Origin of the sequence: Enterobacter cloacae complex sp. 397G4 (assembly GCF_050031515.1) — a bacterium.
In the GTDB taxonomy this organism is placed as follows: Bacteria; Pseudomonadota; Gammaproteobacteria; order Enterobacterales; family Enterobacteriaceae; genus Enterobacter; species Enterobacter hormaechei_C.
The window spans coordinates 735,376-760,501 of the sequence record NZ_JBLGWE010000001.1; the positions used below are offsets into that span (position 1 = coordinate 735,376).

Here is a 25,126-nt window from a genome sequence, read left to right on the forward strand (position 1 = left end):
TGGTTAACGCGATTAACCCGCCATAAATGCGAATCGAATCCAGAACAACAGCGGTAATGTGAAGAGTCTCACAGGGAAAAATGCAAAAAACAGGTTATTCGATTAACCTGTAGTGATGATGAAGGAGACAACATGACGGGAATTACACTGGCCGATGTCGCGAAACGCGCCGGCGTGTCAACGGCGACGGTCTCGATGGTGCTCTGCAACAAAGGCCGCATTTCGCAAAGCACGCGCGAACGTGTGCTTAAGGCGCTGGATGAATCCGGCTATGTCTATAACCAGACGGCAGCCAATTTACGTAACCGCAGCAGTAACCAGGTCGGGCTGCTCTTGCACGATATCACCAACCCTTTTTACAGCGAGATGACGGCAGGGCTAAGTCATGAAATGGAGCGCCACGAGCTGATGCTTTTTCTGGCGAATAGCGAGGAATCGGCAGAGCGACAGCAAAAATTTGTTGATTCACTGATGCGTAATAACGTCGGCGGTATGGTGCTGTGTGCGGCTCGGGAAACGCCCCAGGCCTTTTTTGAGGGTCTGAAGCGGCGCAATATTCCGGCTATCATGGTTGTGCGACCGCTGAACGATCCGGATTTTGATTTTGTCGGAACGGATAACTTCTTAGGCACGCAGATGGCGACGGAGCATCTGCTCAGAATGGGCCATCGGCACATTGCGTTCATTGGAGGGAGCCAGAATTCGGGCTCTCGGGCGCAGCGTATCGGGGGCTTTACCAGCAAGCTGCTGGAGTACGGCGTGACGCCGAATCCTGCCTGGATCAGAACCTCTCACGCCAGCCAAAGCGACGGCGCGCGCGTGGCAGAGGCGTTACTTCTCGAGCATCCACACATCAGTGCGGCGATTTGCTATCAGGATGTTGTGGCGCTGGGGGTGATGCAAAGCTTACGCAAGATGGGCCGTGAGCCGGGACGTGATTTTGCGCTGGTCGGTTTCGATGATATTACCGAAGCGGCTCTGGTGCAGCCCGCATTGACCACCGTATCGGTGGCGGCGAAAGAGATTGGTCGTAAGGCAGGGGAGTTACTTTACAGCCGCATACAGGGCAACGACGAACCCGCCAAACGAATCATTCTGCCGCCTGCGCTGGTGGTGCGGGAATCATGTGGTTTTCGCTGACGATCATGTCTTTCACTGATATCTCACCCTGTTTATCATTAAATTCTAATTATCGGCGTTTTCTGTGGCAGCCTGTGCAAAGGCTGGTTAATCTGAAAACGATTTACATCATTTTAACGTAAGAGAATAACTATGCATGATGCACAGATCCGCGTCGCCATTGCGGGCGCGGGTGGACGTATGGGCCGTCAGCTGATTCAGGCGGCACTACAGATGGATGGCGTGGCGCTTGGCGCGGCGTTGGAGCGTGAAGGTTCATCGCTTTTGGGAGCCGATGCAGGCGAGCTGGCAGGCGCAGGTCAGACGGGCGTTACCGTGCAGAGCAGCCTTGAGGCGGTGAAAGAAGACTTTGACGTGTTTATCGATTTTACCCGCCCTGAAGGCACGTTGGCTCACCTGGCGTTTTGCCGTCAGCACGGTAAAGGGATGGTGATTGGCACCACCGGTTTTGACGAGGTCGGTAAGCAAGCCATTCAGGATGCGTCCACTGAGATTGCGATTGTCTTTGCGGCAAACTTTAGCGTGGGGGTAAACGTCATGCTGAAACTGCTGGAGAAGGCGGCGAAGGTGATGGGCGACTACACCGACATTGAAATCGTCGAAGCGCACCATCGCCACAAAGTCGATGCTCCGTCAGGCACGGCGCTGGCAATGGGCGAAGCGATTGCGTGTGCAATGGATAAAGATTTGAAAGACATCGCGGTCTATTCTCGCGAAGGCCACACTGGCGAGCGCGTGCCTGGCACCATTGGGTTTGCCACCGTTCGCGCAGGTGATATCGTCGGTGAACATACCGCTATGTTCGCCGATATTGGCGAAAGGATCGAAATCACTCATAAAGCATCCAGCCGCATGACATTTGCAAACGGGGCGGTACGTTCGGCATTGTGGCTGAAAGGTAAGCGTAATGGTCTTTTTGATATGCGAGATGTCCTCGAACTCAACAATTTGTAAGCATTATTACCCATCGTGATGTGGTTATTGCAGTCGTAATTGCTTGATTGCATAGGGCAATATTTTATTGCCCTTTTATTTTGTCTGTTTGGGGTATTTATTGTGTCTAACTGATTTAAAGTAAGTGTTTTCTCGATAATTTCTGTTGCTGAACTGTAAATTTTGACCATTTGGTCCACTTTTTATTCCTGCAAGACGTTCCTTTCTATTAAACTGCATACGCAAGCGGTTTCCACAGTGATTTAGTTGATCTTTTTGCCGCTTAATCTGAGTTCAGACCGCCAGGCTTGCAAAAGAATATACAAAACTCCCGTTTTAAGTTGACTTTTACATGGCAAATCCCCAGAATGCCGCCGTTTGCCAAAAATCCGCTGGCAACACATTTGCATTGATTCATGACATGGTTATGAATTAATATGCAAATAAAGTGAGTGAATATTCTCTGGAGGGTGTTTTGATTAAGTCAGCGCTATTGGTTCTGGAAGACGGAACCCAGTTTATCGGTCGGGCCATAGGGGCAACGGGTTCGGCGGTTGGGGAAGTCGTTTTCAATACTTCAATGACCGGTTATCAAGAAATCCTCACTGATCCTTCCTATTCTCGCCAAATCGTTACTCTTACTTATCCTCATATCGGCAATGTCGGCACCAATGCGGCTGACGAAGAATCCTCTCAGGTACATGCGCAAGGCCTGGTCATTCGCGACCTGCCGCTGATTGCCAGCAACTTCCGCAACACCGAAGACCTCTCTTCTTACCTGAAGCGCCACAACATTGTGGCGATTGCCGATATCGATACCCGTAAGCTGACGCGTCTGCTGCGCGAGAAGGGTGCACAAAACGGTTGTATCATCGCAGGGGATAACCTCGATGCGACGCTGGCGCTGGAAAAAGCGAAAGCCTTCCCGGGACTGAACGGTATGGACCTGGCGAAAGAAGTGACCACCGCTGAAGCCTACAGCTGGACGCAGGGAAGCTGGACGCTGGAAGGCGACCTGCCGGAAGCGAAACCGGAAAGCGAGCTACCGTTCCACGTGGTGGCCTACGATTTTGGCGCCAAGCGCAACATCCTGCGTATGCTGGTTGACCGTGGCTGCCGCCTGACGGTGGTTCCGGCGAAAACCTCTGCTGAAGATGTTCTGAAGATGAACCCGGACGGCATCTTCCTCTCAAACGGTCCTGGCGACCCGGCGCCGTGCGACTACGCTATCGACGCCATCAAGTCCTTCCTTGAAACCGACATCCCGGTATTCGGCATCTGTCTCGGCCATCAGCTGCTGGCGCTGGCGAGCGGAGCGAACACCATCAAGATGAAGTTTGGCCACCACGGTGGTAACCACCCGGTGAAAGATATCGACAACAACACGGTGATGATCACCGCGCAGAACCACGGCTTCGCTGTGGATGAAGCGACGATGCCGTCTAACCTGCGCGTAACGCATAAGTCACTGTTCGATGGTACCTTGCAGGGTATCCATCGCACCGATAAGCCTGCGTTCAGCTTCCAGGGCCACCCTGAAGCCAGCCCGGGCCCTCACGATGCCGCGCCGCTGTTCGATCACTTCATCGAACTTATCGAGCAATACCGTAAGACCGCTAAATAATCAGGAGCTGAGAAGACCATGCCAAAACGTACAGACATAAAAAGCATCCTGATCCTTGGCGCTGGCCCGATTGTCATCGGCCAGGCCTGCGAATTCGACTACTCCGGTGCGCAGGCGTGTAAAGCCCTGCGTGAAGAGGGTTACCGTGTCATCCTGGTAAACTCTAACCCGGCCACCATCATGACCGACCCGGAAATGGCGGATGCGACCTACATCGAGCCGATTCACTGGGAAGTGGTACGCAAAATTATCGAGAAAGAGCGTCCGGACGCGGTGCTGCCGACCATGGGCGGCCAGACGGCGCTGAACTGTGCGCTGGAGCTGGAGCGTCAGGGCGTGCTGGAAGAGTTCGGCGTGACCATGATCGGTGCGACCGCCGACGCGATTGATAAAGCAGAAGACCGTCGCCGCTTCGACGTGGCAATGAAAAAAATTGGCCTTGATACCGCACGTTCCGGTATCGCGCACAATATGGAAGAAGCGCTGGCCGTTGCGGCTGAAGTGGGTTATCCATGCATCATCCGCCCTTCCTTCACCATGGGTGGCACCGGCGGCGGTATTGCCTACAACCGCGAAGAGTTTGAAGAAATTTGCGAGCGCGGCCTGGATCTCTCCCCAACCAAAGAGCTGCTGATTGATGAATCGCTGATTGGCTGGAAAGAGTACGAGATGGAAGTGGTGCGTGATAAAAACGACAACTGCATCATCGTCTGCTCCATCGAAAACTTCGACGCGATGGGGATCCACACCGGCGACTCCATCACCGTTGCGCCAGCTCAGACGCTGACCGACAAAGAGTACCAAATCATGCGTAACGCCTCGATGGCGGTACTGCGTGAAATCGGCGTGGAAACCGGCGGCTCTAACGTGCAGTTCTCGGTGAACCCGAAAACCGGCCGTCTGATTGTTATCGAAATGAACCCGCGCGTGTCCCGTTCCTCCGCACTGGCCTCCAAAGCCACCGGCTTCCCGATTGCGAAAGTGGCGGCGAAACTGGCGGTGGGTTACACCCTTGACGAGCTGATGAACGATATCACTGGTGGCCGCACGCCAGCGTCCTTCGAACCGTCCATCGACTACGTTGTGACCAAAATTCCACGCTTTAACTTCGAGAAATTCGTCGGTGCCAACGACCGTCTGACTACCCAGATGAAATCCGTTGGTGAAGTCATGGCGATTGGCCGCACGCAGCAGGAATCCCTGCAAAAAGCACTGCGCGGCCTGGAAGTGGGCGCGACCGGCTTTGACCCGAAAGTCAGCCTGGACGACCCGGAAGCGCTGACCAAAATCCGCCGCGAGCTGAAAGACGCGGGCGCAGAGCGTATCTGGTACATCGCCGATGCCTTCCGCGCGGGCCTGTCCGTCGACGGCGTATTTAACCTGACTAACATCGACCGCTGGTTCCTGGTGCAAATTGAAGAGCTGGTGCGCCTGGAAGAGAAAGTGGCGGAGCTGGGCATCAACGGCCTGGACGCAGACTTCCTGCGCATGCTGAAGCGTAAAGGCTTCGCCGATGCGCGTCTGGCTAAGCTGGCGGGCGTGCGTGAAGCGGAAATCCGCAAGCTGCGCGACCAGTACGACCTGCACCCGGTCTACAAGCGCGTGGACACCTGTGCGGCTGAATTCTCGACCGATACCGCATACATGTACTCCACCTATGAAGAGGAGTGCGAAGCGAACCCGTCCGTCGACCGCGACAAGATTATGGTGCTGGGCGGCGGTCCAAACCGTATCGGCCAGGGCATCGAGTTTGACTACTGCTGCGTACACGCCTCACTGGCGCTGCGCGAAGACGGTTACGAGACCATTATGGTCAACTGTAACCCGGAAACCGTCTCGACCGACTACGACACTTCCGACCGCCTCTACTTCGAGCCGGTCACCCTGGAAGACGTGCTGGAAATCGTGCGCATCGAGAAGCCAAAAGGCGTGATCGTGCAGTACGGCGGCCAGACTCCGCTGAAGCTGGCGCGCGCTCTGGAAGCAGCAGGTGTGCCGGTTATCGGCACCAGCCCGGATGCGATTGACCGTGCGGAAGACCGCGAGCGTTTCCAGCAGGCGGTTGACCGTCTCAAACTGAAACAGCCGGCGAACGCCACCGTGACCGCAATTGAAATGGCCGTTGAGAAAGCGAAAGAGATCGGTTACCCGCTGGTGGTGCGTCCATCCTACGTACTGGGCGGCCGCGCGATGGAAATCGTCTACGACGAAGCGGACCTGCGTCGCTACTTCCAGACGGCGGTGAGCGTTTCCAACGATGCGCCAGTGCTGCTCGACCGCTTCCTCGACGACGCGGTTGAAGTCGACGTGGATGCCATCTGCGACGGCGAAAGGGTGCTGATTGGCGGCATCATGGAGCACATCGAGCAGGCGGGCGTGCACTCCGGTGACTCCGCCTGTTCTCTGCCAGCGTACACCCTGAGCCAGGAGATTCAGGACGTGATGCGCCAGCAGGTGCAGAAGCTGGCCTTCGAGCTTCAGGTTCGCGGCCTGATGAACGTTCAGTTCGCGGTAAAAGACAACGAAGTCTATCTGATTGAAGTCAACCCGCGTGCGGCGCGTACCGTACCGTTCGTCTCCAAAGCGACCGGTATTCCGCTGGCGAAAGTGGCGGCGCGCGTGATGGCCGGCCAGACGCTGGCTCAGCAGGGCGTCACGAAAGAAATTATCCCGCCTTACTACTCGGTGAAAGAGGTGGTACTGCCGTTCAACAAATTCCCGGGCGTTGACCCGCTGTTAGGGCCAGAGATGCGCTCTACCGGGGAAGTGATGGGCGTTGGCCGTACCTTCGCAGAAGCGTTTGCGAAAGCGCAGCTGGGCAGTAGCTCCACCATGAGAAAATCTGGCCGTGCGCTGCTCTCCGTTCGCGAAGGCGATAAAGAGCGCGTGGTTGACCTGGCCGCCAAGCTGCTGAAACAGGGCTTCGAGCTGGACGCCACTCACGGTACGGCGATTGTGTTGGGTGAAGCGGGTATCAACCCGCGTCTGGTGAACAAAGTGCATGAAGGTCGTCCGCACATTCAGGACCGCATTAAGAATGGCGAGTACACCTACATCATTAATACCACCGCAGGTCGCCAGGCGATTGAAGACTCCAAGCTGATTCGCCGCAGCGCGCTCCAGTACAAAGTGCATTACGACACCACCCTGAACGGCGGTTTCGCGACGGCCATGGCGCTGAATGCGGATGCCACCGAGAAGGTGATTTCGGTGCAGGAAATGCACGCTCAGATTAGCAAGTAACACACATTGCCCGGTGCCATCCGGTTACCGGGCAATTTTCCCATCTTAAGAACCTTCTGGTTTTTCATCCGCTTTCAGTCAGTTAGCCTAAAATAGTTAGGTCGATAACGAAAATTCAACTGACAGCAAGGGAAAACACCATGCAAAATAAACTACTGATCGCTTCCGTTCTGGCTGCCACTGCAATGTTCACCGTGGCGGGCTGTTCGTCCAATCAGGCCGTAAAAACCACCGATGGCAAAACGATTGTTACTGACGGGAAACCGCAGGTGGATGACGATACCGGTCTGGTATCGTACAAAAACGCCGAAACCGGTCAAACTGAACAGATTAACCGTGACCAGGTTAAATCAATGGGCGAGCTGGATAACTAAAAAAAAGCAGTGGCACATGCCACTGCTTTTTTGCTTCAGGATGATCGATTACCAGCGATGGTTTAACAAAATATGACCGCTGTAGGCGGCATAGCTGTTTTCACCCCACTCGCCGCTGGCACGCAGGGAGATCGTCGTGGTTTCGTTCAGGTTGCCGGTTAAGCCCAACTCTAACTGACCACGATCTTCCGGCGTATCGTTGCTGACGGTCTCGTCGTTGAATGCCAGATCGTTTTGACCAGCACCTTTCAACCAGTTAACCGCAACGTACGGCTGCCAGGCCTTGACGTCCTTCTGCTGGAAGTAGCTTGCTTTAACGCCGAGACGACCAAAGACGCTGTCATTGTCCAGGGTAGTGACGCGTACGCCGTCGCGATCGGTATGATTTTCCTGATCGAGATAGCTGTAAATCACCTGCGCCTGCGGCTCGATCTTCCAGGTGCGTTCATTTTCAGACTGGATTATCCACGCGTGGCCGACTTCAACAGACGCGGCGAAACCTTCACTATCGTAGTCTTCATCGTTGCGATTGCTGGTGACGTTGTTGTTGTACCAGCTATAAGCGGCCCAGGTATCAACGTAGCTGCCCAGACGTAATTTCTGATCTTCCTGCCAGGTGGCGTACAGCCCAACATTGAAGCCATCAACCTTACCCTGTGCGTCACGTACGTTGTGCTTCGCATCAGAGTGGGTCTTCGCCTGGCCTGCACCGAACATCCCGCCAGCACGCAGGATGCCGTTATCCATTGGCTTGCTCATGAAATCGCTGCCGACTTGCAGTACGGTGGTGGTGGTGTCGTAGCTGACTTTATCGCCACCCGCATCGTTCTCGTGATAGCGACCCTTAACGTACATCCAGGTGTTCAGGTCGTCTTCATTGCGGAAGGTGATCTGGTCGCGATCGTCACGCTTATGCAGGAACATGCTCTGTGCGGCAAGGTAGTTACCTAAGTAAGCACCCACTTCAGGTGCCATGACTTCCGGCGTATTATTACCGCCGTTGTCAGTGTTGCCGCCATTATCGGTGCTGCCGCCGTTGTCGGTGCTACCGCCGTTATCGGTGTTGCCGCCGTTGTCGGTGTTGCCGCCGTTGTCGGTGTTGCCACCGTTGTCGGTGTTGCCGCCGTTGTCGGTGCTGCCGCCGTTGTCGGTGTTGCCGCCGTTGTCGGTGTTATCGCCATCATCAGTATTGCCACCGTCATCGGTGTCGTCGGAAGGCTCATCAGAAGGCGTCGCCTTTGATTCCAGATACCAGTTGCCGTCACTGTGCTGGTAGAGGTTATATTCCCAGGCGCCTGCGACGACCGGTTTTGCCAGCGTCAGTTGGGCTTCGGAACTGCCGCCGATGCTGACAATTTCCATACCGTTAATGGTTTGCGCGCCTTCGCCGCCAATGTTGGTGATGCTGATGCCAGACTGACCGAAGCTGCTACCCGTAATAGTGAGGTGATCAGTTGGTGAATTATCTTCACCCAGGGTGCTGTTCATCACGATCTGGCTACCGTCAGAGCCGGTGTAGTCGCCATTAATCGTAAAATTATTGCCAACGCTATTATCAGCCGCACTGAGTAACAGCGTGCCGCCATTAGTTACGTTGCCGTTGATGGTATCGACGCCGGAAGCGCTGAGCGTGGAGTTACCCTGGACTGCATTCCATGCCGCCAGCGTACCGCCGCTAAGAACCGCGATGTTGTTGTTCACTTCGCCTGCGGTGGCAAAGGTCGCGCCATTTTCAACGGTAACGGTGGCGTTACTGCCCTTGACGCCGAGCGTTGCGTCGGTGGAGACCAGCGTGGTACCGCCGTGCAGAACCGTATCCCCTGTATAGCTATTTTTGCCCGTCAGAGTCAGGGTGTTGGAATCGACTTTTTCGACGTTACCGCTACCGGTCATGTCGGTGGCGAAAGTGAAATCGCTTCCCTGGTTAAAAATGACGGTACCGTTGTTGGTGAGCCCACCGCTGAGGGTCGCGGTTTTTTCGCCATCGCCCAGTTGCAACGAAGCATCTTTGGCCACCCGTGTATTACCGGTATTCGATACCGCGCCTGACAGGGTTAACGCGCCCGTGTCTATCAGCAAGGAATCGCCAGAGCCAATAATATCGAGATCGCCCGACAGCGCCCAATTTTCGCCCATCATTTTTATACTGGCAAAACCGTCGCCTTCGTTCAGACCCACAAAGTTACTGTCTTCCGTACCGGTGCCGATCAGGGTAAGAGTGTTTCCCGTGGAATTGGTGGAAATAACGTCACCGATAAGAGTGGAACCCGTATCAAGCACCAGGGCGTTATTTTTATTGCTGGCAAACATAATAGCGTTTGTTTTACCACTAATCGTTCCGCTATTCTTGATATCCATTTTTGCAGTATCTTTTACATTGATACCGTTCTCGGTTCCCTGCACAAAGGCACTGTTAAAAAGTTTGGTGTTACCATTAGTTGCCGTAATAGCATCACCATTTGTACCGATAATTGCGCCACTATTATTAATGCCAATACCATACTGAGTCCTCAGACCCGTTTCTCCTTTTATCATTCCGGTGCTGGTATTAATAATGTTTACTGCGGAAGAATTTTCGCCGACAAACATGCCATTTTCCGCACCGATAATATTTCCACTGTTACTGAAATCACCGAGCATTGACTGAATATTAACAGCATTCGCGGTGGTGGAAGAAATGGTTGCGCCGAAGTTGTTATTAATCACTATACGCTGTTCAATAGTATTAATATCCAGGCCATTTCCCGTGCCAGAAATATTCCCATTATTAGTGGCGTTAGTGGTAGTAAACCCAGTGACAGATACCGCCGCTTCACTATCTGCGGAAGATATCGTCACGTCTTTATTAATAACATATTCAGCATCGGCTGAGAAATCTTGAGGAACAGAAGTTGATTGGTCAATCGTTGCAGAAAACGCAACCGCAGGGGTGCATATCAACAAGGCAGGAAATATCTTTCCCAGAGTTTTGGTTGTATTATTTAATTGGGAGGGTTTGTTGCTCATGTACACATCCATTTGAGTGAGAAGGAATATTCGACACGTGTGTAAAACGTATATCGACCGCCTAAATAATGAGCTCAAAACAAAGAGCGTAAAATTATTATTTTTTCAATGGGTTATGTACAGACTGTTTTATTAAAGAATGACTTAAGGTCCTCTAAAAATATCTGTTGGCAATATGAGTTGTTACTATTATTTTGCGGCATGAATTTGTCGTACGCGTCGTTTTCTTTCTTTAGCGCCGTAATCGCTGTTGAAGTGGTGATGATTGCCAATACTTGCGATTTACTTTGAAGCGTAAGATGACCCCTTTAAGTCGGGGTGGTAACTGTCTACACTCATTGCTACAAGAAAAGTAAAAGACGGGCATATACATGATTCTGATAATTTATGCGCACCCCTATCCGCAGCACTCGCATGCGAATAAGCGGATGCTTGAGCAGGCAAGGACGCTTGAAAACGTAGAGATACGTTCCCTCTATCAACTCTATCCTGATTTCAATATCGATGTCGCCGCCGAACAGGAGGCGCTCTCCCGTGCCGATCTGATCGTCTGGCAGCATCCGATGCAGTGGTACAGCACGCCTCCGCTGCTGAAATTGTGGATCGACAAAGTTTTCTCCCACGGTTGGGCATATGGGCACAACGGCAACGCGCTTCAGGGCAAAAGCCTGATGTGGGCTGTTACCACCGGCGGGGGGGAAAGCCACTTTGAGATTGGCGCCTTCCCCGGATTTGACGTGCTGGCGCAGCCGCTCCAGGCTACTGCCCTTTACTGCGGTCTGAACTGGCTTCCGCCTTTTGCGATGCACTGTACCTTTGTCTGCGACGATGAAACCTTGCAGGCGCAGGCTCGTCACTACAAACAACGTTTACTTGAGTGGCAGGAGACGCACAATGGATAGCCATACGCTGATACAGGCGCTGATTTACCTCGGCGCGGCGGCATTAATTGTGCCCGTGGCGGTTCGTCTGGGGCTGGGCTCGGTGCTCGGCTATCTGATTGCCGGGTGTGTGATTGGCCCCTGGGGCTTTCGGCTGGTGACGGATGCCGAGTCGATCCTGCATTTTGCGGAGATCGGCGTGGTGCTGATGCTGTTTGTGATTGGTCTGGAGCTGGATCCGCAGCGGCTGTGGAAACTGCGCGCCTCGGTGTTTGGCGGAGGCGCCCTGCAAATGCTGGCCTGCGGTCTGCTGTTGGGCGGGTTCTGCATTCTGCTGGGGATGGAGTGGAAAGTCGCAGAGCTGATCGGCATGACGCTGGCGCTCTCCTCGACGGCGATTGCCATGCAGGCAATGAACGAGCGTAACCTGACGGTGTCGCAAATGGGGCGCAGCACCTTCTCCGTACTGTTGTTCCAGGATATTGCCGCCATCCCGCTGGTGGCGATGATCCCGCTGCTGGCAACCAGCGGCGCATCAACGACGCTGGGAGCATTTGCCTTATCAGCGCTGAAGGTTGCCGGTGCGCTGGCGCTGGTTGTTCTGCTTGGTCGCTACGTAACGCGTCCGCTGCTGCGCTTTGTTGCTCGCTCTGGCCTGCGCGAAGTATTCAGCGCCGTTGCGTTATTCCTGGTGTTTGGTTTTGGATTGCTGCTGGAAGAGGCCGGGCTGTCGATGGCAATGGGCGCCTTCCTCGCGGGAGTCTTACTGGCAAGCTCCGAATACCGTCACGCGCTGGAAAGCGATATCGAGCCGTTTAAAGGATTGCTGCTGGGGCTGTTTTTCATCGGCGTCGGGATGTCTATCGACTTCGGGACGCTGGTAACCCATCCGCTGCGCATCATCATTCTGCTGGTGGGTTTCCTGGTCATTAAAATGGCGATGCTGTGGCTGATTGCCCGCCCGTTAAATGTGCCAAAACCGCAACGCCGCTGGTTTGCCGTGCTGCTGGGGCAGGGGAGTGAGTTTGCTTTCGTTGTCTTTGGCGCAGCGCAGATGGCAAATGTACTTGATCCGGAATGGGCAAAAGCGCTGACGCTGGCGGTTGCGCTGTCGATGGCCGCAACGCCGATCCTGCTGGTGCTGCTGACGCGTCTGGAGAAAACGGGAAGCGAACAGGAGCGAGAAGCCGATGAGATCGACGAGGAGCAGCCGCGGGTGATCATCGCCGGATTTGGCCGATTCGGGCAGATTACTGGCCGTTTACTGCTCTCCAGCGGAGTCAAAATGGTTATCCTCGATCACGATCCTGACCATGTCGATACGCTGCGTAAATTCGATATGAAAGTGTTTTACGGTGATGCGACCCGAGTTGATCTGCTGGAATCCGCCGGGGCGGCGAAAGCCGAGGTGTTGATTAATGCCATTGACGATCCAGAGACCAGTATGCAGATGGTTGAGCTGGTTAAAGAGCATTTTCCGCATCTGACCATTATCTCCCGTGCGCGCGATGTGGATCACTACATCCAGCTGCGTCAGGCGGGTGTGGCAGCCCCTGAACGTGAAACCTTCGAAGGGGCGCTCAAATCTGGCCGCATGGCGCTGGAAAGCCTGGGGCTTGGCGCGTATGAGGCACGTGAGCGTGCCGATCTGTTCCGCCGTTTTAATCATGAGATGGTGGAAGAGATGGTGGCGATGGCGAGCAGTACGGCAACCGAACGCGCTGCGGTGTTTAAACGCACCAGCACCATGCTGACGGAGATCATCAACGAGGATCGTAATCATCTGTCGCTGGTTCAGCGCCACGGCTGGCAAGGAACGGAAGAGGGCAAGCATACTGGTGATCCTGCGGATGAACCGGAGAGTAAACCCTCTGCGTGAAGTGGAGTTGCCAGCAATATTAAAAAATTTCTAATTCTTTACCCTGCCGCCAGTCGACGAAAGATTAAGCTTTCCGTATAGTGGCGGCAATTTTTTGCATCCGGGAAATTTTCAATGATCAGTCTGATTGCAGCGCTGGCGGTAGACCGCGTTATCGGCATGGAAAACGCCATGCCGTGGAACCTGCCTGCCGATCTCGCATGGTTTAAACGTACTACGTTAAACAAGCCGGTAGTGATGGGCCGCCTGACCTGGGAGTCGATTGGTCGTCCACTGCCGGGTCGTAAGAATATTGTGATCAGTAGCCAGCCGGGCACTGACGATCGCGTTCAGTGGGTTAAGTCCGTTGATGAAGCAATTGCCGCCTGCGGCGATGCCGAAGAGATCATGGTGATCGGCGGGGGGCGTGTGTATGAGCAGTTCCTGCCTAAAGCGCAGAAACTGTATCTGACGCACATTGATGCGGAAGTGGAAGGGGATACCCATTTCCCGGATTACGATCCGGACGAGTGGGAGTCCGTATTCAGTGAGTTTCACGATGCGGATGCGCAGAACTCACACAGCTACTGCTTCGAAATTCTGGAACGTCGTTAACGGTTTTATCCTCTCCCCGAAGGGAGAGGATAAACATCTTCAGGAGGCGACTGCCTCACCCTCGCCTAAGTCCAGCTGTCGGTTGGATGGCTGCACAAAGTAGGTTTTATCTTCCCAGCGTAAGCAGGTTAAATCCCCGCCCCAGCAGCATCCGGTATCCAGCGCATAGATATTTTCCGGGGTGCCTTTTCCTTCCAGCGATGCCCAGTGTCCAAATACCACACTGTATTCGTTTGTCACGGGGCCCGGAATCGCAAACCATGGCTTAAGCGGCGCAGGGGCATTTTCAGGCGTATCTTTGCAATACATATCCAGTTGCCCGTTCGGGAAGCAGTAGCGCATCCGCGTAAAAGCATTGGTGATAAAACGCAGTCGTGCCAGGCCGCTGAGGTCATCACTCCAGTTATTTGGCATGTCGCCGTACATCGCATCAAGGAAGAACGGGTAGGAGTCGCTCGCCAGCACCGCTTCGGCGTCGCGCGCGCAGGTTTTTGCCGTCTCAAGATCCCACTGAGGCGTGATGCCGGCATGCGCCATCACCAGTTTTTTCTCTTCGTCAATCTGTAGCAGCGGCTGGCGACGCAGCCAGTTGAGCAACTCATCGGCATCCGGTGCTTCCAGCAGGGGGGTAATGCGATCTTTCGGCTTATTACGGCTGATCCCGGCGTATACGGCCAGCAGATGCAGATCGTGGTTGCCCAGCACCATGCGCACGCTGTCACCCAGCGATTTGACATAGCGGAGGACGTCCAGGGAACCGGGACCGCGCGCCACTAAGTCGCCCGTCAGCCAGAGCGTGTCCTGCCCGGGGGTGAAGTCGACCTGTTTTAATAATGCGATCAGTTCATCGTAGCAACCGTGAACGTCGCCAATCAGATATGTAGACATTAGATTAATGAATAAGTGTAGGTACGGCGAGACGGAATAGGGAATAGCAATGCGGAAAGCATTGCCGTCGGCATCGACCATTTCATAATGGCCTTGCATGGTACCCAGCGGCGTTTCAATGACCGCGCCGCTGGTGTACTGATACTCTTCGCCAGGGGCGATATGGGGTTGTTCACCGACCACGCCTTCGCCCTGGACTTCAATTTCACGGCCATTGCCGTTGGTGATAAGCCAGTAGCGCCCGAGCAGTTGCACAGGCATCCGCCCCAGATTGCGAATGGTTACGGTATAAGCAAAGACAAAACGTTCTTCATCCGGTGTGGATTGGGACTCAATGTAGACGCTTTGAACCTGAACACAGACGCGGGGCGAATCAATCATGGCTTAGCTCTCCTTCGGCGGTGCATTGTCGCTGATGTAATTAGCCAGCTTGCAGTACTGCTCTACGGAAATATTTTCCGCACGCATTGCCGGGTCGATGCCCAACTCAGCTAATACGTCAACGGTAAACAGATTGCCAAGGCTGTTACGAATCGTTTTACGGCGCTGGTTAAAGGCTTCTGTCGTGATACGGCTCAGCACGCGCAGGTCTTTGACCGGGTACGGCATCGTTTTATGTGGCACCAGGCGCACAACCGCAGAATCTACCTTTGGCGGTGGCGTGAATGCGGAAGGCGGTACTTCTAATACCGGGATCACGTTGCAGTAATATTGCGCCATCACGCTTAAACGACCATACGCTTTACTGTTCGGCCCTGCAACCAGACGGTTAACGACCTCTTTTTGCAACATGAAGTGCATGTCGGCAATGGCATCAGTATAGCTAAACAGATGGAACATCAGCGGGGTGGAGATGTTGTACGGCAGGTTACCGAACACGCGCAGCGGCTGTCCCATTTTTTCTGACAGTTCGCCAAAGTTCATGGTCATCGCATCCTGCTGATAAATCGTCAGCTTCGGCCCGAGGAACGGGTGCGTTTGCAGACGCGCGGCCAGATCGCGGTCGAGTTCGATAACGGTCAGTTCGTCGAGGCGTTCGCCTACCGGCTCGGTCAGCGCGGCAAGACCCGGGCCGATTTCGACCATGGCCTGACCTTTCTGCGGATTAATGGCAGAAACGATACTGTCGATCACAAACTGATCGTTGAGGAAGTTTTGCCCGAAGCGTTTACGGGCTAAGTGGCCCTGATGGACTCGATTAGTCATTGAGTATTAACAATCATTTTGATGGCGAGATTAAGCGCCGTAATAAAACTGCCGACATCCGCTTTTCCCTGGCCTGCCAGATCCAGCGCAGTACCGTGGTCAACGGACGTTCGAATAAAGGGTAAACCGAGGGTGATATTCACCCCGCGGCCAAAGCCCTGGTATTTTAGCACGGGCAGACCCTGATCGTGGTACATCGCGAGTACGGCGTCGGCATTATCCAGGTATTTGGGCTGGAAAAGGGTGTCGGCAGGCAGAGGCCCGCTGAGGTTCATCCCCTTCGCCCGCATCTCCTCAAGCACCGGAATGATGGTGTCGATCTCTTCGGTGCCCATATGTCCGCCCTCACCCGCGTGCGGATTCAGGCCGCAAACCAGCACATGCGGCTGCGGAATGCCGAATTTGGTTTGCAGATCGTGATGCAAAATGCCAATGATCTCACGCAAGAGTTCAGGCGTAATGGCATCCGGAATGGCTTTGATCGGCAGGTGCGTTGTTACCAGCGCAACGCGCATTGCTTCGGTTGCCAGCATCATCACCACTTTCGGGCTGTGCGAACGCTCTTCGAAAAATTCGGTATGCCCGGTAAACGGAATGCCCGCGTCATTGATCACGCCTTTATGCACCGGACCGGTGATCAGGGCGGCAAATTCGCCCTGAAGGCAACCGTCACAGGCGCGCGCCAGCGTCTCGACAACGTAGTGGCCGTTTTCGGTGTGTAACTCACCGGGGACAACAGGCGCACGGAGCGGAACAGAAAGCAGGGTGAGAGTACCCGCCTGCTGCGGTGCGGGCTGTTGGCCTTCAACGTAAGGGAGGAGCGTTAAAGGCAGACCGAGCAAAGCTGCCCGGTCTTGTAACAGTGTTGCATCTGCGCAGACAACCAACTCTACCGGCCAGCTGCGCTGGGCGAGCTGAACCACAAGGTCAGGCCCAATCCCGGCGGGTTCGCCGGGGGTGATCACAACACGATGCGGTTTCATCAGTTGCTCAACACTTTCACGTAGGCGCTGGCGCGTTGTTCCTGCATCCAGGTTGCGGCTTCTTCAGAGAACTTACGGTTAAACAGCATGCGATACGCACGGTCTTTCTGCGCCGCGTCGGTTTTATCCACGTTGCGCGTGTCCATCAGTTGGATCAGATGCCAGCCGAAGGAGGAGTGCACCGGCGCGCTCATCTGGCCTTTATTCAGCTTCATTAACGCATCGCGGAAAGCCGGATCGTAAATATCCGCTGCCGCCCAACCCAGGTCACCGCCCTGGTTTGCAGAGCCAGGATCCTGAGAGAACTCTTTTGCCGCTTTATCGAAGGTGGTTTTACCGCTCTTGATGTCTGCCGCGATCTGTTCCAGCTTCGCACGAGCCTGATCGTCAGTCATGATCGGAGACGGCTTAAGCAGGATATGACGCGCATGCACTTCTGTAACCGAAATGTTCTGGCTCTGGCCGCGCAGGTCGTTCACTTTCAGAATGTGGAAGCCCACACCGGAACGGATTGGACCGACGATGTCGCCTTTCTTCGCCGTGCTCAGCGCCTGGGCAAACAGGGATGGCAGCTCCTGAATACGCCCCCAGCCCATCTGGCCGCCTTTCAGCGCCTGCTGGTCAGCGGAATAGGTGATCGCCAGCTTGCCGAAGTCATCGCCATTACGCGCCTGCTCAACGATAGCGCGCGCCTGGCTTTCCGCCTCAGCCGCCTGATCGGAGGTTGGGTTTTCCGGCAGTGGGATCAGGATGTGGCTCAGGTTAAGCTCGGTGCTGGCATCATTCTGATTCCCTACCTGTTTTGCCAGGGCATCCACTTCCTGAGGCAGGATGGTGACGCGGCGACGGACTTCATTGTTACGCACTTCTGAAATCAGCATCTCTTTACGGATCTGATTACGGTAGGTGGCATAGCTGATGCCGTCGTAGGCCAGGCGGCTACGCATCTGATCCGGGGTAATGTTGTTCTGCTTTGCAATGTTGGCGATCGCCTGATCGAGCTGCTCGTCAGAGATCGTCACGCCCATTTTCTGGCCCATCTGAAGAACAATCTGATCCATGATCAGACGCTCCAGGATCTGGTGGCGCAGCGTAGCGTCATCCGGAAGCTGTTGACCTGCTTCGCCCGAGTTGAGCTTTACAGATTTCATCAAACCGTCAACGTCACTTTCAAGCACGACGCCGTTGTTAACCACAGCCGCGACTTTATCGACAACCTGTGGGGCCGCGAAGCTGGTATTCGCAACCATAGCGACACCGAGTAGCAGCGTTTTCCAGTTCTTCATACTTTTTCCATTTCAATTAACCGCAAAGCGGATTACGTTGTAAATCAAGCACATTACAATGAACTACGATACGGCAGAATGTTCGAGCGCAGCATCTGCTGCGTGCCCAGACCGTAGTTAGAACTCAGGCCGCGCAACTCGATATTAAAGCCGATCACGTTATCATATTTGCCCTGACTGTTTTGCGTATCCCAGCCGTTAAGTTTGCGTTCGTAACCGACACGTATTGCGTAACAGCAGGAGTTGTATTGCAGACCCAGCATCTGGTCAGCAGGTTTTTGGGCATTCGTGTCATAGTAGTAGGCCCCGACGACTGACCAACGATCGGCGATCGGCCAGCTCGCGGCGGTACCCACCTGTGAAATACCGTCTTTGTATGGGTCGGAAGTGGAATAATTAGGCAGTGTCGCCTGAATGTATTCCGGGCTGGCGTAACGGTATGTCAACTGCAACATACGGTCCTCATCACGACGATACTCGATGGCAGCGCTGCCCGTCGCGATATTGTCCAGTCGTGTATCGTACTGAACACCACCGCGCAGACCCCAACGATCCGTCATGCGCCAGTAAGTGTCGCCCGCCCATACCAGTGAGCCCGTTTTGTTGTCTTTCTCCCACTGAATTTTATCATCGCCAGTGCGTGATTCTGTGAAATAGTAGATTTGACCAACAGAAACGTTAAAACGTTCAACGGCAGCATCATCATATATGCGCGTTGTGACGCCGGTCGTTAACTGGTTTGCTGACGCAATACGGTCAAGGCCGCCGTAGGAACGATCGCGGAACAGGCCGCTATAGTCAGATTGCAGTAAGGACGAGTCGTAGTTTTGAATCTTGCTCTGATCGCGATAAGGCACGTACAGATACTGCATACGTGGCTCAAGCGTCTGGGTATATCCATCCGCGAGCATGCCCATATCGCGTTCGAAGATCAGCTTGCCGTCCATTTTAAACTGAGGGAGGACACGGTTTACTGAATCTGCAAGATCGTTCGCGTTGTTCGGATTCGCATTGTATTTATCAATATTTTTCTGCTGGTAGTGGGTGGCCATCACTTTGGCTTCGGTATTCAGGCTCGCCCAGTCGTTTGACCACGGCAGGTTGATCGTCGGCTCGATATGCAGACGCGTAGCTTCCGGCATATCCGAGTTGGTGTTGACGAAATGGACCGCCTGCGCGTAAACGCGCGTGTCGAAAGGACCCACATCGTTCTGGTACCAGTTAACGTCCAGCTGCGGCTCTGCGCCGTAGGTGCTGTTTGTTTGCGTATCAAACACCTGGAACTGTTTGGTCGACACCGTCGCGTCAAAGTTCTCAATGGCGTAGCCCACGCTGAATTTCTGCGTGGCGTAACCGTCGGTGCTGGAGCCGTATTTAGAATCAAAGTCGTTGAAGTAATACGGATCGCTGACTTTGGTGTAGTCGATGTTGAAGCGCCACACCTGATCCAATACCCCGGCGTGCTGCCAGTAGTACATCCAGCGGTGCTTATCACCTTCGCTCGGATGCTCGTCCTGGAACACCTTATCTGATGGCAGATAATCAAATTCCATCAGACCCGCGCCCGCCTTGGTCAGATAGCGGAATTCGTTCTCCCACATGATGTTACCGCGCTTATGGATATAGTGCGGCGTGATCGTGGCGTCCATGTTGGGCGCAATGTTCCAGTAGTACGGCAGGTAGAACTCAAAGTAGTTCGACGTGCTGTACTTGGCGTTCGGGATCAGGAAACCTGAACGACGTTTGTCACCCACAGGCAGTTGCAGGTATGGGCTATAGAAAATGGGCACCGGGCCGAGTTTAAAACGGGCGTTCCAGATCTCTGCAACCTGTTCTTCACGGTCGTGGATCACTTCACTGCCCACAACGCTCCAGGTATTTGACCCTGGCAAACAGGAGGTAAACGTGCCGTTTTCGAGAATGGTGTAGCGGTTTTCGCCGCGCTGCTTCATCAGGTCCGCGGTACCGCGCCCCTGACGACCGACCATCTGGTAATCACCTTCCCAGACGTTGGTGTCTTTGGTATTCAGATTCGACCAGGCTTTCGGACCTTTCAGGATGACCTGATTGTCGTCATAGTGCACATTACCCAGCGCATCCACCGTACGGACAGGCGCCTGAGCACCTTCCGGTTGCTTCTGGTGCAATTGCACTTCGTCAGCAAGCAGGCGACTGTTTCCCTGGTTAATATCGACATTGCCCGTAAAGGTCGCATTGTCAGGATAATTACCTTTTGCGCTGTCGGCATTAATGGTGACGGGTAAGTCATTCGTATCGCCTTTCACCAGTGGGCGATTGTAACTTGGGACGCCAAGCATACACTGCGAGGCGAGATCGGCTGCGAGCCCCTGTTGGCTATACAGGGCGGTGCCAATCATTGTGGCCAGAAGGGTGGGGATACGTTTTTTCATACGTTGTATTTTATTGTTCCGTCATCAGTGGCTACGGCTTACAAACGCTCAGAGACTATCTTACTCATCAGCGCAGTACCAGCGTTAATCCTGCCCGTTTGCGCGCCAGAGTGTTAGGCTCGCTATCGAATGACGAGTATGATAATGCAAATTATAGGCGATGTCCCTCAATTGACCGTGGCGCGACCACTGTAATGATGGCGTTGCGTCGGCCAGGAACATGACCATTCGGGGAGTATATGCAGTATTGGGGTAAAATAATCGGCGTTGCGTTCGCAATTATTATGGGTGCCGGATTCTGGGGTGTCGTTCTTGGCCTCATTATCGGCCATATGTTTGATAAAGCACGCAGCCGCAAAATGGCCTGGTTTGCCAACCAGCGCGAGCGCCAGTCACTCTTTTTCTCCACCACCTTCGAGGTGATGGGGCACTTAACCAAATCAAAAGGACGCGTAACGGAAGCCGATATTCAGGTGGCCAGCGTCTTTATGGATCGCATGAATCTGCACGGCGAATCCCGCATCGCGGCGCAGAATGCGTTTCGGATTGGTAAATCAGATCACTACCCGCTGCGTGAAAAAATGCGGCAGTTCCGTAGCATCTGTTTCGGGCGTTTTGATTTAATTCGGATGTTTCTGGAAATTCAAATCCAGGCCGCCTTCGCGGATGGCTCTCTGCATCCGAATGAACGGGACGTCCTGTATGTGATTGCTGAAGAGTTGGGCATTTCCCGCATGCAGTTCGATCAGTTCCTGCGCATGATGCAGGGCGGCGCGCACTTTGGCGGCGGTTATCAGCAGCAATCGTCCGGCGGCGGCTGGCAGCAGGCGCAGCGTGGCCCTACGCTTGAAGATGCCTGTAACGTCCTCGGCGTGAAGCCGTCTGACGATGTCACGACCATCAAACGCGCCTATCGTAAGCTGATGAGCGAGCACCATCCGGATAAGCTGGTGGCGAAAGGCCTGCCGCCAGAGATGATGGAGATGGCGAAACAGAAAGCGCAGGAAATCCAGAAAGCCTACGAGCTAATTAAAGAGCAGAAAGGTTTTAAATAAAAAAATGGCCCGACAGTGCCGGGCCATTTTTTCAGAAGTCCACCGGGGCTTTGAACGTCATGGCGTTGCCGAAAGCAGGGTGGGTGATGGTGAGCGTCTGCGCATGCAGTTGCAGGCGCGGCGCTAACGCCAGCGCTTCCGGCGGCGCATAGAATCTGTCCCCCAGAATGGGGTGACCCATCGCAAGCATATGCACACGCAGCTGGTGGGAGCGCCCGGTAATCGGCTTCAGCAGGACGCGCGCGGTGTTATCCGGCGCGTACTCCAGCACTTCATACTCGGTTTGCGCGGCCTTGCCGGTTTCGTAACACACCTTCTGCTTTGGCCGGTTCGGCCAGTCGCAAATCAGCGGTAAATCCACCAGCCCTTCCGCCTGCGCCGGATGGCCCCAGACGCGCGCGACATACTGTTTCTTCGGCTCGCGCTCGCGGAACTGACGCTTCAGCTCGCGTTCTGCCGCTTTATTCAGAGCCACCACAATCACGCCGCTGGTCGCCATATCCAGACGATGGACCGACTCGGCCTGGGGATAATCACGCTGGATACGCGTCATCACGCTGTCTTTATGCTCTTCCAGACGCCCGGGCACGGATAACAAGCCGCTCGGCTTGTTAACCACCATAATGTGCTCGTCCTGATACAGAATGACCAGCCACGGATCCATCGGGGGATTGTAGGGCTCCATTACCATCTTGCGCTCCGCTTACTGATGCGTCACAACGATAAGACGCAGGGCGTCGAGACGCCATCCCGCCTGATTCAGGCTTTCCAGCACCTGCTGGCGGTTGCTCTCAATGGCGGCCAGCTCATCGTCACGAATGTTAGGGTTCACTGCTTTCAACGCTTCCAGACGCGACAGCTCGGCAGAAAGCTTCTCATCGGCTTCGCTACGCGCCGCATCGATCAGCACTCTGGCCGCTTTTTCGGCCTGGGCTTCACCCAGTTGCAGAATGGCATGCACGTCCTGCTGCACCGCATTCACCAGCTTACTGCCGGTATGGCGGTTCACCGCGCTCAGCTGACGGTTGAAGCTTTCAAACTCCACCTGGCCGGCCAGGTTCGTACCGTTTTTATCCAGCAGCAGACGCACCGGAGTTGGCGGCAGGAAGCGGTTAAGCTGAAGCTGTTTCGGCGCCTGCGCTTCCACAACGTAGATCAGCTCCACCAGCAGCGTGCCCACAGGCAAGGCTTTGTTCTTCAACAGGGAGATGGTGCTGCTGCCGGTATCGCCGGAGAGGATCAGATCCAGACCGTTGCGGATCAGCGGGTGCTCCCAGGTGATGAACTGTGCATCTTCGCGGGAAAGCGCCACATCACGCTCAAAGGTGATGGTGCAGCCGTCTTCCGGCAGGCCCGGGAAATCCGGCACCAGCATATGATCGGACGGGGTCAGCACGATCATATTCTCGCCGCGATCGTCCTGGTTAATGCCGACGATGTCGAACAGGTTCATGGAGAAGCTGATCAGGCTGGTGTCATCGTCCTGTTCTTCGATACTTTCGGCCAGCTGCTGCGCTTTTTCACCGCCGTTGGAGTGGATCTCCAGCAGGCGATCGCGACCCTGCTCCAGCTGAGCTTTCAACGCGTCGTGCTTCTCTCGACAGGATTTGATCAGCTCATCAAAGCCCTCGGTGTTTTCCGGCGCCGCGAGGTAACCGATCAGATCGCTATGCACCTGGTCATAAATGGTGCGGCCCGTCGGGCAGGTATGTTCAAACGCATCCAGGCCTTCGTGGTACCAGCGAACCAGAACGGACTGGGCGGTTTTCTCCAGATACGGAACGTGGATCTGAATATCGTGCGCCTGACCGATACGATCCAGACGGCCGATACGCTGCTCCAGCAGATCCGGGTTAAACGGCAGATCGAACATCACCAGATTGCTGGCGAACTGGAAGTTACGGCCTTCAGAACCGATTTCGGAGCACAGCAGAACCTGCGCGCCGCTGTCCTCTTCACTAAACCACGCCGCAGCGCGGTCGCGCTCGATAATAGACATGCCTTCATGGAACACGGCGGCGCGAATACCTTCGCGCTCGCGCAGCACTTGTTCAAGTTGCAGGGCGGTGGCTGCCTTGGCGCAGATCACCAGCACCTTCCGGGAACGGTGCGCGGTCAGATAACCCATTAACCACTCCACGCGCGGATCGAAGTTCCACCAGGTGCCGGTGTCGCCTTCAAATTCCTGATAAATTTGCTCCGGGTAGAGCATATCGCGCGCGCGATCTTCCGCTGATTTACGGGTGCCCATAATGCCGGAGACTTTAATCGCCGTCTGGTACTGGGTCGGCAGCGGCAGTTTGATGGTGTGCAGCTCGCGTTTCGGGAAGCCTTTCACGCCGTTACGGGTGTTGCGGAACAGCACGCGGCTGGTGCCGTGACGGTCCATCAGCATGTCGATCAGCTCTTTACGCGCAGATCCCGCATTATCGCTGTCGCTGTTCGCGGCCTGAAGCAGCGGCTCAATATCCTGCTCGCCGATCAGATCGCTGAGGGTGTTAAGTTCATCATTAGAGAGACGATTACCGGCCAGCAGCAGCGCGACGGCGTCCGCCACCGGACGGTAGTTTTTCTGCTCTTCAACAAACTGCTCAAAATCGTGGAATCGGTTCGGATCGAGCAGGCGCAGACGGGCGAAGTGGCTCTCAAGACCCAGCTGCTCCGGGGTGGCGGTCAGAAGCAGAACGCCCGGTACGCGCTCGGCAAGCTGCTCAATCGCCATGTATTCACGGCTTGGCGCATCTTCGCTCCAGACGAGGTGGTGCGCTTCGTCGACGACCATCAGATCCCATTCTGCGTCGCACAGGTGCTCCAGGCGCTGCTTGCTGCGGCGTACGAAGTCCAGGGAGCAGATCACCAGCTGTTCGGTTTCAAACGGGTTGTCCGCGTCGTGCTGGGCTTCGGCATAGCGCTCGTCGTCGAACAGGGAGAAGCGCAGGTTAAAGCGGCGCAGCATCTCGACCAGCCACTGGTGTTGCAGCGTTTCCGGCACCACAATCAGCACGCGCTCGGCAGCGCCAGAGAGCAGCTGCTGGTGCAGGATCATGCCTGCTTCGATGGTTTTACCCAGGCCCACTTCGTCAGCCAGCAGCACGCGAGGCGCATGGCGACGGCCCACGTCATGGGCGATATTCAGCTGATGGGGAATAAGGCTGGTACGCTGACCGCGCAGGCCGCTCCACGGCATGCGGTACTGTTCACTCTGGAACTTACGCGCGCGGTAGCGCAGGGAGAAGCGATCCATTCGGTCGATTTGCCCGGCAAACAGACGGTCCTGCGGCTTGCTGAAAACCAGTTTGCTGTCGAGCAGCACTTCACGCAGGATAACATTCGTCTCGTCGGTATCAAGACGCGTTCCAATGTAGGCGAGCAGTCCATTCTCTTCTTTTACGTCTTCAACCTTCAGCTGCCAGCCTTCGTGGCTGGTCACGGTGTCGCCCGGATTGAACATTACGCGGGTAACAGGGGAGTCATTGCGAGCGTACAGGCGGTTTTCACCGGTAGCAGGGAAAAGGAGGGTAACCATGCGCGCATCGACGGCAACGACGGTTCCTAATCCAAGTTCGCTTTCTGTATCGCTGATCCAGCGTTGACCAAGTGTAAAAGGCATAGTTGTTCGGCTC

The 25,126-nt window shown here is 54.8% G+C and carries 17 protein-coding genes and 1 pseudogene; 9 read left to right on the top strand and 9 right to left on the bottom strand.

Going from position 1 to position 25,126, the window contains the following annotated elements; genetic code table 11:
* Positions 1-132 precede the first annotated feature (132 nt).
* The 5 genes from ACQG1Y_RS03550 to ACQG1Y_RS03570 all read left to right on the top strand — a co-directional run bounded on the left by ACQG1Y_RS03550 (position 133) and on the right by ACQG1Y_RS03570 (position 7,314).
* Positions 133-1,140 (top strand): LacI family DNA-binding transcriptional regulator, encoded by a 1,008-nt coding sequence (locus tag ACQG1Y_RS03550; protein ID WP_015572642.1) that lies wholly within the window; start codon positions 133-135, stop codon positions 1,138-1,140.
* A gap of 132 nt (positions 1,141-1,272) precedes the next feature.
* Positions 1,273-2,094, top strand: coding sequence for a 4-hydroxy-tetrahydrodipicolinate reductase (gene dapB, locus ACQG1Y_RS03555; protein ID WP_032647206.1), 822 nt, complete (start codon positions 1,273-1,275; stop codon positions 2,092-2,094).
* A gap of 454 nt (positions 2,095-2,548) precedes the next feature.
* Positions 2,549-3,697: a glutamine-hydrolyzing carbamoyl-phosphate synthase small subunit gene (carA, locus tag ACQG1Y_RS03560; RefSeq protein ID WP_368740859.1), complete on the top strand. Its 1,149-nt coding sequence runs from the start codon at positions 2,549-2,551 to the stop codon at positions 3,695-3,697.
* 18 nt (positions 3,698-3,715) lie between these two features.
* Positions 3,716-6,940, top strand: coding sequence for a carbamoyl-phosphate synthase large subunit (gene carB, locus ACQG1Y_RS03565; protein WP_023295906.1), 3,225 nt, complete (start codon positions 3,716-3,718; stop codon positions 6,938-6,940).
* A 140-nt stretch (positions 6,941-7,080) separates the two neighbouring features.
* Positions 7,081-7,314 (top strand): YgdI/YgdR family lipoprotein, encoded by a 234-nt coding sequence (locus tag ACQG1Y_RS03570; protein WP_003856439.1) that lies wholly within the window; start codon positions 7,081-7,083, stop codon positions 7,312-7,314.
* Between the two features lie 48 nt (positions 7,315-7,362).
* Here the strand turns inward: ACQG1Y_RS03570 and ACQG1Y_RS03575 are convergent, their stop codons facing one another.
* Positions 7,363-10,320: an autotransporter outer membrane beta-barrel domain-containing protein gene (locus ACQG1Y_RS03575; RefSeq protein WP_349402287.1), complete on the bottom strand. Its 2,958-nt coding sequence runs from the start codon at positions 10,318-10,320 to the stop codon at positions 7,363-7,365.
* 371 nt (positions 10,321-10,691) lie between these two features.
* Here ACQG1Y_RS03575 and kefF point away from each other — a divergent pair, with 371 nt between their 5' ends.
* The 3 genes from kefF to folA all read left to right on the top strand — a co-directional run bounded on the left by kefF (position 10,692) and on the right by folA (position 13,674).
* The gene (gene kefF / locus ACQG1Y_RS03580; protein ID WP_017383806.1) at positions 10,692-11,222 is read left to right on the top strand and encodes a glutathione-regulated potassium-efflux system oxidoreductase KefF; all 531 of its coding nucleotides are present in this window, start codon (positions 10,692-10,694) and stop codon (positions 11,220-11,222) included.
* Complete coding sequence (kefC, locus tag ACQG1Y_RS03585) at positions 11,215-13,080, top strand: glutathione-regulated potassium-efflux system protein KefC (RefSeq protein ID WP_015572648.1); 1,866 nt, start codon at positions 11,215-11,217, stop codon at positions 13,078-13,080. Before kefF ends, kefC begins: the two co-directional genes overlap by 8 nt.
* 114 nt (positions 13,081-13,194) lie before the next feature.
* A complete protein-coding gene (folA, locus tag ACQG1Y_RS03590; protein WP_003856431.1) occupies positions 13,195-13,674 on the top strand; it encodes a type 3 dihydrofolate reductase in 480 nt (159 codons plus the stop codon).
* Between the two features lie 39 nt (positions 13,675-13,713).
* Here folA and apaH read toward each other — a convergent pair whose 3' ends face one another.
* From apaH to lptD, 6 genes and pseudogenes are all read right to left on the bottom strand, one after another.
* Positions 13,714-14,562 (bottom strand): bis(5'-nucleosyl)-tetraphosphatase (symmetrical) ApaH, encoded by an 849-nt coding sequence (gene apaH / locus ACQG1Y_RS03595; protein WP_015572649.1) that lies wholly within the window; start codon positions 14,560-14,562, stop codon positions 13,714-13,716.
* A 51-nt stretch (positions 14,563-14,613) separates the two neighbouring features.
* A pseudogene (gene apaG / locus ACQG1Y_RS03600) lies at positions 14,614-14,943 on the bottom strand (Co2+/Mg2+ efflux protein ApaG); the annotation flags it as partial.
* Between the two features lie 3 nt (positions 14,944-14,946).
* A complete protein-coding gene (rsmA, locus tag ACQG1Y_RS03605; protein WP_003856423.1) occupies positions 14,947-15,768 on the bottom strand; it encodes a 16S rRNA (adenine(1518)-N(6)/adenine(1519)-N(6))-dimethyltransferase RsmA in 822 nt (273 codons plus the stop codon).
* On the bottom strand, positions 15,765-16,751 hold the full coding sequence (pdxA, locus tag ACQG1Y_RS03610) for a 4-hydroxythreonine-4-phosphate dehydrogenase PdxA (RefSeq protein WP_015572650.1): 987 nt from the start codon (positions 16,749-16,751) through the stop codon (positions 15,765-15,767). Before pdxA ends, rsmA begins: the two co-directional genes overlap by 4 nt.
* Positions 16,751-18,037, bottom strand: a complete 1,287-nt coding sequence (gene surA, locus ACQG1Y_RS03615) for a peptidylprolyl isomerase SurA (protein ID WP_017383803.1) — start codon at positions 18,035-18,037, stop codon at positions 16,751-16,753. The genes pdxA and surA overlap by 1 nt, the downstream gene beginning before the upstream one ends.
* Positions 18,038-18,090: 53 nt before the next feature.
* Positions 18,091-20,448 carry an LPS assembly protein LptD gene (gene lptD / locus ACQG1Y_RS03620; RefSeq protein WP_141414293.1) on the bottom strand — a complete coding sequence of 786 codons (2,358 nt, stop codon included), beginning with the start codon at positions 20,446-20,448 and terminating at the stop codon, positions 18,091-18,093.
* A 239-nt stretch (positions 20,449-20,687) separates the two neighbouring features.
* Here lptD and djlA point away from each other — a divergent pair, with 239 nt between their 5' ends.
* A complete protein-coding gene (gene djlA / locus ACQG1Y_RS03625) occupies positions 20,688-21,503 on the top strand; it encodes a co-chaperone DjlA (protein ID WP_015572652.1) in 816 nt (271 codons plus the stop codon).
* Positions 21,504-21,534: 31 nt separating this feature from the next.
* Here the strand turns inward: djlA and rluA are convergent, their stop codons facing one another.
* On the bottom strand, positions 21,535-22,194 hold the full coding sequence (gene rluA, locus ACQG1Y_RS03630) for a bifunctional tRNA pseudouridine(32) synthase/23S rRNA pseudouridine(746) synthase RluA (RefSeq protein WP_003856412.1): 660 nt from the start codon (positions 22,192-22,194) through the stop codon (positions 21,535-21,537).
* Between the two features lie 12 nt (positions 22,195-22,206).
* Positions 22,207-25,113 (bottom strand): RNA polymerase-associated protein RapA, encoded by a 2,907-nt coding sequence (gene rapA / locus ACQG1Y_RS03635; RefSeq protein WP_015572654.1) that lies wholly within the window; start codon positions 25,111-25,113, stop codon positions 22,207-22,209.
* Between the last annotated feature and the right edge of the window lie 13 nt (positions 25,114-25,126).